Raw genomic sequence first — 14,335 nt, forward strand, 5'->3', positions numbered from 1 at the left:
CGTTTTTCGGGCGCGCTTTCAGTCATAGACGGCGTAGCGTTTTTCGAGGCGTTGGAAGACGACCGTGAGCACGAAGGTCATGCAGAGGTAAAAGACGGCGGCGACGATGAAGGGCGCGGCGCTGAACTCGCGCAGCACGATGCCGCGGACGACCTTCAGCAGGTCGCTGAGCGCGAGCACGTAGATGAGCGAGGTGTCCTTGACGAGCGTGATGGTTTCGTTGCTGAGCGGGGGGAGGATGCGCTTGACGACCTGGGGCATGACGATGTGGCGCATCGTTTGCGGGTAGGTGTAGCCGAGGACCTTGGCGCCCTCATACTGGCCCTTGTCGATCGACTGGATGCCGGCGCGGAAAATCTCGGCGAAGTAGGCGGCGTAGTTCAGCGTGAAGGCGACGACGGCGGTGAGAAAATCGGGGAGGATGATCGGGAGGCCGGGGAGGTTTGGCAGCGCGAAATAGATGAAGAACATCTGGAGCATGAGCGGGGTGCCGCGCATGAGCCAGATGTAGCCGTTGACGCCGGCGCCGAGCGCGCGGAAGCGCGAGATGCGCATGAGCGCGAGCGCGAGTCCGAGCGGCAGCGAGAGGAGCAGCGTGATGAAAAACAGCTTGAGCGTGACCCACGCTCCTCCGAGCAGCGGGCCGAGGTTGTTGATCACGGTGTCCATTCAGGCTGTGCGCGCGGGAAGGTGCGGTGGAATCGGGCGGCGGCGGGCGGGCGCGTTATTTGACGACGTCGGCGCCGAACCACTTCGTGGAGATTTTCGCGGAGGCACCGTCCTTTTTCATGTCGTTGAGCGCCTTTTGCAGTTCGGAGAGGAGGGCGGTGTCCTCCTTGCGCAGGCCGACTCCGTATTCCTCGGTGCCGAAGTCTTCCGTGAGCACGACGTATTCGCCGGGTTTTTTGGAAATGTAATAACGGCCGACAACCTCGTCGAGCACGACGGCGTCGAGGCGTCCGACACCGAGGTCCATGAGCGCGGTGACGTTGTCGGCGAAGGTTTTCATTTCTCGAAATGTCTTGCGTGTGGCGGCGTCGCGCTCGATGGCGTCGACGGCGGTGCTGCCCTCCTGCACGCCGACGACTTTTCCGGCGAGGCCGGCCTTGTTGCGGATGGGGGACTTGGCGGGGACGATGATGATTTGGTGGTTCTCCATGTAGGGGGCGGTGAAGGCGATTTTGGCCTTGCGCTGCTCGGTGATGGTGAGGCCGTTCCAGAGGACGTCGATGCGCTTGCTGGCGAGCTCGGCCTCCTTGGAGTTCCAGTCGATGGGCTTGAACTCGGCGCTGCGGCCCATGCGTTTGAACGCCTCGCGAGCCATGTCGATGTCGAAACCGACGATGTTGTGCTGTTCGTCGCGGAAGCCCATCGGGGGAAAACTGTCGTCGAGGCCAACGACGATTTTATTGGATTTTGGACTGCAAGCCGTGAAGAGGAGGCTGGCGGTGATTGCGACAAGTGCGGAGAGCGCGCGGAATTTCATTCGGGCAATAGGTCTGAAAAGCGGCGGAAAAGGTCAAGACGCGTGTTCAATTTGATATCGAGGAAACTGATGGAAAACTGTTATCAGGCCTGAAAATGATTGTGCGTTAGTAGCTTCTTTATTTATGCGAGCAACGACTTGAGGTCGGAGAGGGTGAGTTTTGCGCTGAGCGTGTCGCTTGCCTCGAAGACGTCGGAGAGCAGCGCGCGTTTGTTTTCCTGAAGCTGGAGGACTTTTTCCTCAACGGTGCCGCTGCAAATGAGTTTGTAGCTGGTGACGACTCGTTTTTGCCCGATGCGGTGGGCGCGGTCGGTCGCTTGCGCCTCGACTGCGGGATTCCACCACGGGTCGAAGTGCACGACGGTGTCGGCGGCGGTGAGGTTGAGGCCGGTGCCGCCGGCCTTGAGCGAGATGAGGAAAACGGGAGGTTCGGGCGCGCCGGCGGGCGGGTTGTTGAAGCGGTCAACCTCGGCCTGGCGCGCGCGAACGGACATGGCGCCGTCGAGATAGGCGAAGGGGATTTGTTGCGCGTCGAGCTCCTCGCGGACGAGCGCGAGGAGTTTTGTGAACTGGGAAAAAACGAGCAGGCGGTGTCCGTCGTCGATGGCCTCGGAGAGGATTTCACGGAAGGCGTTGAGTTTTGCGGAGGCGAAATTGGAGGAGTCAGGAGTCAGGAGACAGGAGTCAGGAGAAAATGCACCCCGGCATACTGAACCCTCTTTCACCGTCCTATCTTCTGAATTCTGACTCCTGACTCCTGTCTCCTTTGCTGCCGTCCTCGGCAGCAGCCTCGGATCGCAGCAGACTTGGCGGAGGCGGAGAAGCTGGGTGAGCGTGGCGAGGCGGATTGCGTTTTCACTGGCGCCGCTGGTTTCGAGGGCGAGGAGTTCGCGCTCGGTGTTTTGCTGCACGTTGCGATAGAGGGCGGCTTGGGCGGGCTCGAGTTCGCAGTAGATGACCTGCTCGATTTTCTCGGGAAGCTCGGGGGCGACGGCGGTCTTGGTGCGGCGCAGGATGTAGGGCGCGGTGCGGGCGCGGAGGCGCTCGTCGTGCCATGCGCGTTCGTCGCCGCGCGTGCCAGGCGGGACGGGGGCGAGGTAGCCGGGCATCAGGACTTCGAAAAGCGAGCGGAGGTCGTCGAGCGAGTTTTCGAGCGGCGTGCCGGTGAGCAGAAAACGCGAGCGGGCGCGAAGAGATCGGAGCGTGCGCGCATTTTGCGTGCGGCGGTTTTTGAGATGCTGGGCCTCGTCGGCGATGAGAATGTCGAATTCGATTTTTGAAAAAAACGCGCTGTCCCGGGCGAGCGTGCCGTAGGAGGTGATGATCAGGTCGTGCGAGGCCGCGTCGGGCGCGCGGGCGAGGCGGTTGTTGCCGTGATGGATGAATGCGCGCAGCCGCGGGGTGAAATGCGCGGCCTCGCGCCGCCAGTTTTCGACAAGGCTGGCGGGGCACACGACGAGACCGGGCGCCGCGCCGGAGTCCGGTGATTCCGAGTGCGCGGCGGCGAGCAGCGCGAGCGCCTGAAGGGTTTTGCCGAGACCCATCTCGTCGGCGAGGATTCCGCCGAGCTTGTGGTTGCGGAGATGCCAGAGCCAGGCGGCGCCGATGCGCTGGTAGGGGCGGAGCAGGGCGTCGAGTTGCGCGGGCAGGGGCGCGGGCGCGAGTTTGGAAAGATTGCGGAGCGCCTCGCTGCGCGCGCGCCAGGCGGCGGGCGGCTGGAAGTGCGGGGCGATTTCCTCGATTATGCTCTCGGCCTCGGCGAGCGCGGCGGCGGGGATGCGATGCGTGCGGCGCGCGGCGGGCGCAAGGCCGGTGTTGTCCGATGCGAGGGCGTTTTGCGCGCGCGCGAGCCGGTCGAGTTGCGCGGGCGGGACGAGGTAGATGCGTTTGTTTTCGGCGTCCTCAAGATAGGAGCGGCTGGAGGCGATGGCGTCGTGTATTTTGTTTTCGGACACACCCTCCGCGCGGAGTCCGAGGGTCAGGTCGTAGCCGCCGGAGGCGGCGGGCGTGGCGTCGCAGGCAACTTCGGCGCGAGTGATGCGGGCGGTGTTCTTCTTGAAGTTGTCGGTGAAACCGGCGTGGTAGGTGTCGCGGAGATCGTCGCCGTGGGCGGCGAGGAAATTCAGGACTTTGTGGCGGTTGCGCAGCCACCATTTGCGATTCGACGGTTCGAGCGCGAAGCCGTTGGTTTTGAGCAAATCGAGTATCGTGTGGTAGGAAACGGATTCGCGGCTTGGCAGCGAGATGGCGAGGTAGTGCTCGGAGCCGTCAACAAGCGGCGGCGTGAGCGCCGCTTGTTGTGAATGCGGAATGCGGAGTGCGGAGTGCGGAATGGGAGGAGGGGAGGGCGGTGGCGGTTGTGATTTTTCGACGAGGTGTTCGTTAATGCCGGGGAGGTTGATGCCGTTCCAGGGGAGTGGGGCGGCGGGTTTGTTTATCCAGAAAAACAGCGGTTGTCCGGCGAGGGCGGCGATGAGCTGGCGGAGTTGGGCGCGGGTGAGCTGGATGAAGGCGGGCGGTTTTTGCGAGTTGCACCACGTTTGGATGAGCGCGAGCGCCGGGAGCAGGGCCGCGGCTGGCGGCGCGGCGAGATCGATTTCGAGTTTGATCGGGATCGCATCGCGCGCGGCGGCGGCGGGAAGATTGGGCGGCAGGTAAATACGGAGCATCAGCGAGAAGAGAATTGGATATCAGGGTTTCCGGGCGAGCTGCCCGCGCCACTGCCGGAGTCAGGGAAAATATTTTTTTCGGGCTTTCACCTGCACGATTCGTTTTTCAGGAAGGATGTAGGCGGTGAGCGCGCCACCCATGACGCACGCGGTGTCGATGCCGAGCGACCATTTGAGCTTGTAGGTTTCAGGGCGCGGAGTGTGGCCGTAAACGACAAAGGGCGGGCCGCTCCAGAGATCGGCCCAAAAGGGCGCGTTGGGCGCGTCGGCGCGCTTGCGGGGTCGGCCCCCGGAGTCGATGACCTGGATGTTGGTGACGGTTTCGGCGGATTGTTTTTGCCAGGGGATTCCTGGAAGAAAACCGCCGTGCACGAAGACGGTGTTGAGCGTTTCCTCGTGGTGGGTGAGTGGCATTTGACCGATGTATTCCCAGTCGGCGGGTCGGAGCTTGGAGAAGGTGCCGATGTCGGTTTCGCGGAGATGCGAGGGATCCTTGGTTTTGTGGTAGGCGAGGAGGCGCAGCTCGTGGTTGCCGAGGAGGGCTGTGGCGTGGTGCTGGCGCGCGAGGTCGATGACCTTGCAGGAGTCGGGGCCGCGGTTGACGAGGTCGCCGAGCAGGATGAGCCGGTCGTCTTTCGCTAGGTTGAGAAGGGCGAGCAGGTCTGAAAATTCTTGGTGGCAGCCGTGGATGTCTCCGATGGCGATGATGCGTCCGGTCATTTTTTTCGATTTGCAGAAATTGACTGGCGGCACGGGCCGCCTCAAGTAAACAAGTTGGGTGATGGAAATATCGATACAGCCTCAGGCAACCGTTTGTTGGGTTTCGCAGCAGCCTTTCGTGGAGGGGCGGCGCGTGGTGAGCGTGCTGCTGCGCGGGCGGCAGAATCCGGATGAGATTATGAGGCGCGACATGCTGGAGTCGGAAGCGGGCAACTTCGTCGCCGACGGGCCGTTGATGTGCCGCTGGGTGCGCGAATACAAGCCGCGCAAAGCCAACGAAAACCCGGAGCGCGAGCTCAAGCTGACTGCGGAAAACCTGTTCATGACGCTGGTCGATCCGGCGACGGAATTGACGCCGGAGACGGGGCGGCTGGTGAAGTTTCTGGCGCTGATGCTGGAGCGAAAACGCGTGTTGCGCCCGAAAGGCCGCTCGGCGGACGGGGGCAAGAATCTCTACGAGCACGCAAAAACAAAACAGATGATCGAGGTGCCGGGCGGCGAGCTGACGCCGGAATTTTTCGTGCAAGTGCAGGAGCAGCTGAGCGTGCTCGTGGGCGGCGGCGAATCGAAGGAAACGGAGCCGGAGGCGGAAGTGAAAGCGGAGGCCGTAGCCGAAACGGAAGCCGAGCCCGCATCGCCGCAAGAACCGGAGGCGGAAGTAGCGCTTTCGCAGGACGTGCCGGAACCGCAGCAGGAGCCGGCGCAAGATTCGCAGGAACAGCAGGACGACGAGAAGCCGGTGACGCAGGAAGGGTAGGGCGTTCCGTCCCGGTGAGCCGCGAACAATGCGGCATATGAAACCGCCTCCGTCTGAGGCTTCTGAGGCTTCGTCCTACCGCGATTGCAGGCTGAATTTGTTCAGGCCGGTTTTGCGGCAGGCGTCCATCACGAATGCGAGTGTTTTGAGCGGGGTGTCCTCGTCGGCGCTGATCAGCACGGGAATGTCGCGGCTGACCTGTTTCACTTGTTGGAGCAGATCGACGAGTTGGGCTTCCGTGGCGGGTTTGGTATTAAAAAGAATGGTGCCGTCTTTCTCAATCGCAATGGTGACGCCCTCGACGTTGAACTGGTTGGAGCCGGCGGTGTCGACTTTTGGGAGCGTGAGGTTGAGCGTTTGCGTGTTGGCGAAACGCATCGTCACAAACGCAAAAAAGACGAGCAGCACGAGCACGTCGATCAGGGGCACCAGCGGCAGTTCGGGCCGGTGGCGGCGTTTGACGCGTAATCCCGTTGCGCTCATGCGGACTTGGTGAGTTGGTTGCCCCCGGAGGCGTCGCCGCCGTCGGTTTTGCGATACTGGAGCACGCGCTCGAGGAGCACGTCGAGCTTGGCGGCCTGCGCGTCGATGCGTCGCTGGAGGTAGCCGTTGCCGATGAGCGCGATGACCGCGACCACAAGGCCGAGCAGCGTGGCCGAGAGCGCGTAGCCGACGCTTTCGGTGAATTGCACCGGGTCGGGCATTTTTGTGACCGGGTCGATTTTGGAAAACGCGGCGAGCAGGCCGGACACCGTTCCGATCAGCCCGATGAGCGGCGCGCCTGTGTAAATGACATCCAGGTAGCTGACGCCGCGCTCCATTTTCATGACTTCGAGGCGGGCGTAGGCCTTGGCACCCTCCATGTCGCCGGGATGCCGTTCAACAAATCCGATGATGCGTCCGAGCGCCGAATGCACGCCGGAGACGATGTTTTGCCCGCCGAGCACGGAGTCGGCGAGGTCGATCGGGATGATGGCGGATTCGCGGAGCGCGATGCTGCGTTCGCAGATGATGAAGATTGCGGCGACGGAACAGAAACCGAGCGGGTAGGCGAGAAGGCCGGCTTCCTTGATGATGCGCATGCCATCAATGGCGGAAAGGAGGGTCGTCATTAACATGTATGTCGTGAATGTATGGCGTGATCTGACGCGGTTTTATAGAAAAATGTTCAGAATATTTTTTTGACCCTTCCCTGCGATAAGAAAAACGGCTTCCGCCAAAATCGCGCGCGACTCGAAATTCCGGCGCGAAACGCGTTTCGCTTCGCAAGCGCGCGCTTGCGCGGGCATCAAGCCGTTCCCGAGCGCATCCATTGTCGCGCTCGGTTCGCCAGAAAATCGACATACGCCGGCTGGTCGTTCAGGCACGGGATTTGTTGGAAGGACTCGCCGCCGGCATCGAGGAAGGTTTTTTGTCCGGCAACCATGAGTTCCTCGAGCGTCTCCAGGCAGTCGGTCACGAAGGCGGGTGAGAGCACGAGCAGGCGCTTGATGCCGCGGGCGGGCAGTTGCGCGAGCGTCTCGTCGGTGTAGGGCGAGAGCCACGGTTCGCCGACGAGGCGCGATTGGAAGGTGATCGAATACCGCTCCGGCGCGATTCCGGCGCGCGCGGCAAATCCGCGCGCGGTCCCGAGCACTTGAGCTCGATAACACGTCGCGTGCGCGGGCGAATCGACTTCGCAGCAGTCTTTCGCACACAGGCAATGCGCGCGCGATTTGTCGGCTTCGCGCAGGTGGCGCTCCGGGATTCCGTGAAAACTGATCAGCAGGTGATCGTGCGGTTGCGCGAGATACGGTTTCGCCGACTCGACAAGCGCGGCCAGATAATCGTCGTCCTTGTAAAACGGCTGCACGCAGTCGATGCGCATTTGCGGCGCGAGCCGCGCGGCCTGCGCATAAACCTCCACGACGAGCGTTTCCCACGACGACATCGCGTAGTGCGGATATTGAGGGAAAAGCAAAACGTGCCCCACGCCGTCCGCGGCCATTTGCGCGACCACCGACGCGATGGACGGCTTGCCGTAGCGCATGGCGAGATAAACCGTCGGTGGCGAGGGTAGGGCGAACCCTCCGGGTGAGCCGTTGCTTGGCGTCTCGATTGGCGCATTCGCATTCGCCGCCGATTCCGGCTCAGCCGGAGGCTTCGCCCTGCCATCGCAGCCCAGCGCCATCGCCAGTTTTTCACGCACCGACATCGAGGTCACGACCAGCGGCGAGCCTTTCTCCGTCCAGATCGATGCATACGCATGGGCCGAGTTTTCGACACGCCTCGGGATGATTATCCGGTTCACAAGCAACGACCGCAGCCATCGCGCGCGCGGACGGTCGATCACGCGCGGGTCGCCCAAAAACTCGGAGAGATACGCGCGCACATCGGCCACGGCGGGCGAATCGGGCGAGCCGAGGTTCACGAGGAGAACTGCGCGTTTGGAAGACATTGCGGATTGGTTTGAAACCATTGATTGGCCGTTGGATTGCCAAAAATGTCAACGGAGCGTCCTAAAAAAGAGTCGGAATTTTGCCTTTTGTTACGGCGGTGGCGTTGTTTTAATGCTCGTTTCTTAAATTCTTATGAGCAAACCACAGAAGCCCGTTGTTCTCATCATCCGCGACGGCTGGGGAAAAAATCCCCACGCCGAGCAGCACGCCTTTAATGCCGTCGAACTTGGCAATTGCCCGACCGACGCCATGTTGCATGCAAAATACCCCTGCACGCTTGTCAAAGCGAGCGGCCTCGACGTCGGCCTCCCCGACGGCGTGATGGGCAATAGCGAGGTCGGCCACGAAAACATCGGCGCGGGCCGCATCGTGGACCAGGAGCTCGTCCGCATCAACAAGCTCTTCTCCGAAAAACGCCTCGCCGAAAACACCGTTTGGAAGGAAGCCCTCGAGCGTGTCAAAACCCGCGGTTCCAACCTGCACTTCATGGGCATCGTTTCCGACGCGGGCGTGCACGGAATGCTCGAGCACCTTTACGGGCTTCTTGCGCAAGCCAAGGCCGACGGCGTCTCGCCGGACAATGTTTTCATTCACGCCTTCACAGACGGGCGCGACACGCCCCCGACCAGCGGCATCGGCTTTGTGAAACAAGTCGGGGACAAGTGCCAGGAGCTCGGCATCGGTCGCATCGCCACGGTGTGCGGACGTTTCTGGGCGATGGATCGTGACAATCGTTGGGAGCGTGTCAGCAAGGCATACGATTTGCTCACGGGCCGCGCCGCCGTCGCCACCGCGCCGGATGCGGTCGCCGCCGTCCAGCAATATTACGACAAGCCCCTCAGCGAAACGCAAAAGGGCGACGAGTTTGTCGCGCCGACCGCCATCCTCGGCGCCGATGGCAAACCGGTTGCCACGATTGCCGACGGCGACGCCGTTGTCTTCTATAACTACCGCGGCGACCGTCCCCGCGAAATCACGAAGGCCTTTGTCCTCGACAATTTCGACGGCTTCGACCGCGGCAAGAAACTCGACCTCTACTTCGCCACGATGGCCGAATATGAAACCGGCCTGCCCGTGCATGTGATTCTCCCTAAACCGCCCAAGCTGAAAAACATCCTCGGCGAAGTCGTCAGCAACGCCAACCTCGCGCAGTTCCGCTGCGCCGAGACCGAGAAGAACCCGCACGTCACCTTCTTCTTCAACAACTATCGCAAGGACCCGTTTCCTGGCGAGGAGCGCGCATGCCCCGCCAGCCCGAAAGTGCCGACCTACGACATGCAGCCGGAAATGTCCGCCTCCGAGGTCACGCGTCTTTCGAAGGAGGCGATTCTCTCGGGCAAGTTCTCGCTCGTCGTGGTGAACTACGCCAACCCCGACATGGTCGGGCACACCGGTTCGCTCCCCGCCGCGATCAAGGCGGTCGAGGCGACCGACAAGGGCGTCGGCGAACTCCTTGAGGCTGTCGCGCAAATGCAAGGCAGCGCCGTCGTCTGCGCCGACCACGGCAACTGCGAGCAAATGTATGACCCCACCGCCAAAGGGCCGCACACCGCGCACACGCTCAACCTCGTTGAAGTGTTTGTCGTCGGCGAAAAATACGCCGCGCGCAAAACCAAGATGCGCACCGGCGGACGCCTTGCCGACATCGCCCCGACGCTCCTCGCGCTCATGGGCCTGCCCAAGCCCGACGAAATGTCCGGCGTGAGCCTGGTTGTGGACGAGGAAACCCGCCCGCCGTATTGATTCGGATTCCGGAGGCGGCCGGCGCGATTACCGCGAGGCCGCCGTCCAAAAACATTTTGAACCGTTCAGTCGTGCGGTTTTCCGGCGATGTTTTTATCACCGAAAAACGCCTTTTTCAGGAGACTAAGCCGCAACATTCCCGGCTCACCGGGACGATGCCAAACTGTCGCTCCGCCCGAAACGCGACTGAACAAACCCAAACAGCCCCAACGGGCGCGAACTAGCGCGCCGGGGCGGCGGGAGCCACTTCAAAAACCTCCTCGGGCTTGAAGAACCGCTTGATTTCGATTTCCGCGTTTTCAACGCTGTCGGAGGCATGCACGACGTTGATCATGCCGGACTCGCCAAAGTCTCCGCGAATAGTGCCCTTGGGGGCTTTTGAGGAATCGGTGGGGCCGAGCATCTCCCGGACGCGGGCGATGACGTTTTCGCCTTGAAGCGCGACCACGACCACCGGACGCGAGCTCATGAACTGCTCGAGTTTCGGGTAAAATGGAAAATGGGTGACGTGCGCATAGTGAACGCGAAGCAGTGCCGGCGTGAGAATCATCATTTTGCAGCCGATAATGGAAAAACCAGCCTGCTCAAAACGGGCAAGGACAGTGCCGACAAGTTTTTTGTCGAGGCAGTCTGGTTTGAATATGATAAATGTTCTTTGCATGTAGGAAAGCCCATCACGCTACGACGCAAATCCGCACAAAGTGAAGCAATATCTGCGTATGTTAAGCCGAAAACCCCTTTTTTATTGCATTATTTGACGTAAAAATGCCCCGGACGCGGGTAATAATAATTCGTTTTCATAAAAGGCATGGTCATTTTCGGCAGGCGGTTGGCGGGCTTGAGCGTCGTTCCAAGCCTCCGTGTCCATTTCGCCAACCACTGTTTTTTTGCGATGTTTATTTGATGCATTGCGCAAGAAAGTCATGTGCGCGGAAGCGGATATGTTTTGGCGGGTCAACATAACCCGCGCCAGGCACACTTAATGGTGGTTTTCTCGAATGTTCTCAATGTGATGGACTTATCGGGGGGCGGCTCATTTTTTGCCCAAATTGGCAATAAATGCGCGGAATGTCGCCATGCTTGACAGGTCCTTGAGCATCTAGAATCTTTACACTCAAACCTCGGAATTGTTTGCGACAAACAAGAGTCTCTCCCGATTGGTTGCCACACCAACCCCGTCAGTCTGTTATTACCATGCTACCAACTACCGCTCGTATAACCCGCATGCTGACATTGGCCGCAATTACCATAGGTTTTGCGGTTTCAGCACATGCCCAAGCAATCAACACCGCGCCGATATCCGGTGTCGTTCGAACAGAGGATGGCCGCGCCATCAGCGGAGCCAAAATCACAATTACCCACAATCCGACCTCATCCGTAACGCGGGCCACCAGTGATTCCACGGGTTATTATGGCCGCGCCGATTTGCGCCCTGGCGGCCCCTATACGGTTTCCATCGCCGCCGACGGTTATGCCTCTTACGAGGTGACGGACGTGTATCTCGCCGCCGAGTCGGGCGCGCATGTGCCGGCCGTGCTTCCATCAGACGTGGTCACGATGGAAAAATATACGGTGTCCGCGAACTCGACATCGGCGCTGTTTGACCCGGGGGCAACGGACAAGAGCTCCTTTATAAGCACCCGCGACATTCAAAACATGGTTGCCGGGGATCGCACGCTGGGCAGCTTGCTGGCCAACGATCCCCGTGTTGTTTACAACCGCAATCCGGAGCAACAATACATATCGGTCAGCGGCATTAATAATCGCTACAATCAGATCATGGTTGATGGTGTGAGCGTGGCGGATCCTTTTGGCCTCAACTCAAACAACCTGGCCGCGCAGAACAATGTCATTCCGATCGAGGCAATCGAAAGCATTGCCGTCAGCACGTCCCCGTATAATGCGCGCAAGGGCGGATTTACCGGGGCGTATGTCAATGTTGTCACAAAGAGCGGCGGCAATGATTTTCACGGGTCGGTTTATTACACATTCCGCAATCAGGATTTGGTGGGCGAGCATTTGGACGGCAAGAGCTCGCCGGTCTCGAATTTCAAGGAGCAAACCTATGGAGCTTCGCTCCGCGGCCCAATTATACCCAAAAAGCTGTTTTTCATGGGAAACATAGAGCGAAAAGACTTCAACAAACCCATGCCCTCGCCCGCCTATCCCCTGGCGAACGACACGATGCGGCAGCTTTTGGACGGTATAGCCGCATTAAACTCAGGAACCGCCGCCAACGGAAACGTCATCAACACAGGCACGGTGCCGTTTGACGTGGGGACGACAGACGGCGAATCCAACAAGATCAAAAACACCGTCGCCACGGCCAAGCTTGAATGGCAGGTCAACAATGACCACCGGATCACGGCCGGTTACCAGTATTCCGAGGGCTCTCGCCCCAGCTTTCCCGGGTTTGGCTCGTCGGGCGGGTCATCCCAGAATAATTTTTCATTTAGTAACTCCTGGTATAACTTGAAAAAGAAAAGCTCCGCCATAACCGGTGCGTGGACGGCCAACTGGTCGGACAAATTATACACGGAGGTGAACGTCGGATATAAAAAATACGATGTTTCAAATGACTATGATATAATTCAGCCGTATGTTCAGATTCAGTATGTTCCCGTATACACGGACCTGACCGCGAGCGGCTCCAGCAACGCCGCCCATGTCATGCTGGGGACGGACAACAGCTATCAAACGAACGAGCTGAGCGTCAAGACGCGGACCATCGAGGCTTTTGCGTCATACAAACTCGGGCACGGGCACACGATTGACGCCGGGTTCCAATATAACACCAATGACGTGTATAACCTGTTCGTCCAGAACACGGCTGGATATTATGTTTTCAACAGCTGGAATCAATTCAACGCCTACGTGAGCGGGAGCGGCACGGATATATACACTTATCGCTACAACAAGATAGACCCGGACGTGGACGCCGCCGCGAATTTCACGGAGGCCAACGTGGGCATGTTTGTTCGCGATGTCTGGCGCGTGGGCAAGAGTCTCACGCTTGATATAAATTTGCGCATGGACATTCCCGTTATCGACGAAAAGCCGGCTTATAATCAAAAATTTTACGACGCCTTTAAAATTCGCAACGATTCCACTTACGACGGCCAAGTGGTGCTGCAGCCCAGACTCGGGTTCAACTGGCAGCCGAAAATCAACAGCGGCAAGCTAAAGACGGTCATTCGTGGCGGTGTCGGCCTGTTTTACGGCGGCATGCCCCGCGTGTGGCTGGGCAACAGCTACTCCAACACCGGGTTCAATTACACCACCTACGAATGCACGACGGCGGCCAACGCGCCCACGCTTTCCTCGGATCCGAACGCGCAACCGACATCGGGTGTGAACGTGCCCGCAACCCAAAGCGTGAGTTATATAAATTCGGATTTTCAGCTGCCAACACGATGGAAGGGCAACATCGCCTTTGAGCAGGAATTGCCATGGTGGGGGATGAAAGCCGCCGTCGAGATTGAGCACACGCGTGTTGATAAAGACGTTTTTTACAGGAATATGAACATTGTTGCCAATACCCACGGGGAGGCCGCGCCTGACGGGCGCCCCATGTATTGGGCAAGATATAACACGGCCACCGGCGTGGGTAATTCCACGCTCAACCGTATCAACACGAATTTCTCAAGCTCATGCATCGAGTTGACAAACAGCGACGAGGGGCAGAGCACCGCAGTCACGCTTTCGCTGGAGCGGCCCATGAAGTCGGACGGCTGGCAATGGATGGTGGCATACACCCACACCAACACGATTGAGGCGGTTTATGGCAATTCGTCTGTGGCGCTGTCCTGCTGGCGCAGCCGCACGGTTTTCGACCCCAATGCCGTCGAGCCGCATCGCGGTGACGGTGAAATCCGCCATCGCGTGCTGGTTAATATTACAAAAAGACTAAATCTGTTTTCCATCGGCGCGACAACCCTGACGCTCACCTATAACGGGCACAGCGGCCTGCCTTACAGTTTGAGAGCCTATAATGACGTGAATGGTGACGGACAATACAACGACATCATGTATATTCCCTCCTTCGGGGATACCAGCGTCGCGGGTGACGGAAACACGGCCAGTAATTACATTTTTGCGAGCGCCGCGGATCGTGACACCTTCTATAAACTCGTAAAGCACTACGGCCTCGCGGAAGGTCAAAAAACCAAGGTCAACGGACAGCGTTATCCGTGGGTGAATCAATTTGATTTGCATATTGCCCAGCAAATCAAGCTGCCCGGGTGGCGTCATAAGCTGGAGCTTGCCGTGGATGTTCTCAACGTCGGCAATATGCTCAATGACAAGTGGGGTCTCATTCGGGGCAGCGACCAAGCCTACGTGAAATCGGAGGCGATGGCCAATGTGGTTTACGACAATAACACAAAAAAATACACATATAGCCGCCCGGTTAACTATTCCCGCCAGGACCCCTGGATCAACTCTTATGCCGGGGAACCTGCCGCGACACGCTGGTCAGTTTTGCTTAGCGTGCGATATCTGTTCTGAGGATTCACGGCGTTTC

The 14,335-nt window shown here is 59.4% G+C and carries 12 protein-coding genes; 3 read left to right on the plus strand and 9 right to left on the minus strand.

Going from position 1 to position 14,335, the window contains the following annotated elements; genetic code table 11:
• Positions 1-18: 18 nt before the first annotated feature.
• The 4 genes from M2447_RS09705 to M2447_RS09720 all read right to left on the minus strand — a co-directional run bounded on the left by M2447_RS09705 (position 19) and on the right by M2447_RS09720 (position 4,875).
• Positions 19-669 (minus strand): amino acid ABC transporter permease, encoded by a 651-nt coding sequence (locus M2447_RS09705; RefSeq protein ID WP_277509887.1) that lies wholly within the window; start codon positions 667-669, stop codon positions 19-21.
• Between the two features lie 55 nt (positions 670-724).
• Positions 725-1,486: an amino acid ABC transporter substrate-binding protein gene (locus M2447_RS09710; protein WP_277509888.1), complete on the minus strand. Its 762-nt coding sequence runs from the start codon at positions 1,484-1,486 to the stop codon at positions 725-727.
• 122 nt (positions 1,487-1,608) lie between these two features.
• Complete coding sequence (locus tag M2447_RS09715) at positions 1,609-4,155, minus strand: DEAD/DEAH box helicase (RefSeq protein WP_277558445.1); 2,547 nt, start codon at positions 4,153-4,155, stop codon at positions 1,609-1,611.
• A 60-nt stretch (positions 4,156-4,215) separates the two neighbouring features.
• Positions 4,216-4,875 (minus strand): metallophosphoesterase, encoded by a 660-nt coding sequence (locus M2447_RS09720; RefSeq protein ID WP_277558446.1) that lies wholly within the window; start codon positions 4,873-4,875, stop codon positions 4,216-4,218.
• Between the two features lie 61 nt (positions 4,876-4,936).
• On the opposite strand from M2447_RS09720, the gene M2447_RS09725 reads away from it, so the two are divergent.
• Positions 4,937-5,632 (plus strand): hypothetical protein, encoded by a 696-nt coding sequence (locus tag M2447_RS09725; RefSeq protein WP_277558447.1) that lies wholly within the window; start codon positions 4,937-4,939, stop codon positions 5,630-5,632.
• A gap of 75 nt (positions 5,633-5,707) precedes the next feature.
• Here M2447_RS09725 and M2447_RS09730 read toward each other — a convergent pair whose 3' ends face one another.
• The 3 genes from M2447_RS09730 to M2447_RS09740 all read right to left on the minus strand — a co-directional run bounded on the left by M2447_RS09730 (position 5,708) and on the right by M2447_RS09740 (position 8,069).
• The gene (locus M2447_RS09730; protein ID WP_277558448.1) at positions 5,708-6,115 is read right to left on the minus strand and encodes a biopolymer transporter ExbD; all 408 of its coding nucleotides are present in this window, start codon (positions 6,113-6,115) and stop codon (positions 5,708-5,710) included.
• Positions 6,112-6,744 (minus strand): MotA/TolQ/ExbB proton channel family protein, encoded by a 633-nt coding sequence (locus tag M2447_RS09735; RefSeq protein WP_277558449.1) that lies wholly within the window; start codon positions 6,742-6,744, stop codon positions 6,112-6,114. The genes M2447_RS09730 and M2447_RS09735 overlap by 4 nt, the downstream gene beginning before the upstream one ends.
• A gap of 176 nt (positions 6,745-6,920) precedes the next feature.
• Complete coding sequence (locus tag M2447_RS09740; RefSeq protein WP_277558450.1) at positions 6,921-8,069, minus strand: ferrochelatase; 1,149 nt, start codon at positions 8,067-8,069, stop codon at positions 6,921-6,923.
• 133 nt (positions 8,070-8,202) lie between these two features.
• On the opposite strand from M2447_RS09740, the gene gpmI reads away from it, so the two are divergent.
• A complete protein-coding gene (gene gpmI, locus M2447_RS09745; RefSeq protein WP_277558451.1) occupies positions 8,203-9,813 on the plus strand; it encodes a 2,3-bisphosphoglycerate-independent phosphoglycerate mutase in 1,611 nt (536 codons plus the stop codon).
• Positions 9,814-10,033: 220 nt separating this feature from the next.
• Here the strand turns inward: gpmI and ndk are convergent, their stop codons facing one another.
• Positions 10,034-10,474, minus strand: coding sequence for a nucleoside-diphosphate kinase (ndk, locus tag M2447_RS09750; protein WP_277509899.1), 441 nt, complete (start codon positions 10,472-10,474; stop codon positions 10,034-10,036).
• Positions 10,475-10,555: 81 nt separating this feature from the next.
• Complete coding sequence (locus tag M2447_RS09755) at positions 10,556-10,738, minus strand: hypothetical protein (protein WP_277558452.1); 183 nt, start codon at positions 10,736-10,738, stop codon at positions 10,556-10,558.
• Between the two features lie 269 nt (positions 10,739-11,007).
• Here M2447_RS09755 and M2447_RS09760 point away from each other — a divergent pair, with 269 nt between their 5' ends.
• A complete protein-coding gene (locus tag M2447_RS09760) occupies positions 11,008-14,319 on the plus strand; it encodes a TonB-dependent receptor (protein ID WP_277509901.1) in 3,312 nt (1,103 codons plus the stop codon).
• The last annotated feature ends 16 nt before the right edge of the window (positions 14,320-14,335 follow it).

This window comes from Ereboglobus sp. PH5-10 (assembly GCF_029504735.1).
Taxonomy (GTDB): domain Bacteria; phylum Verrucomicrobiota; class Verrucomicrobiia; order Opitutales; family Opitutaceae; genus Ereboglobus.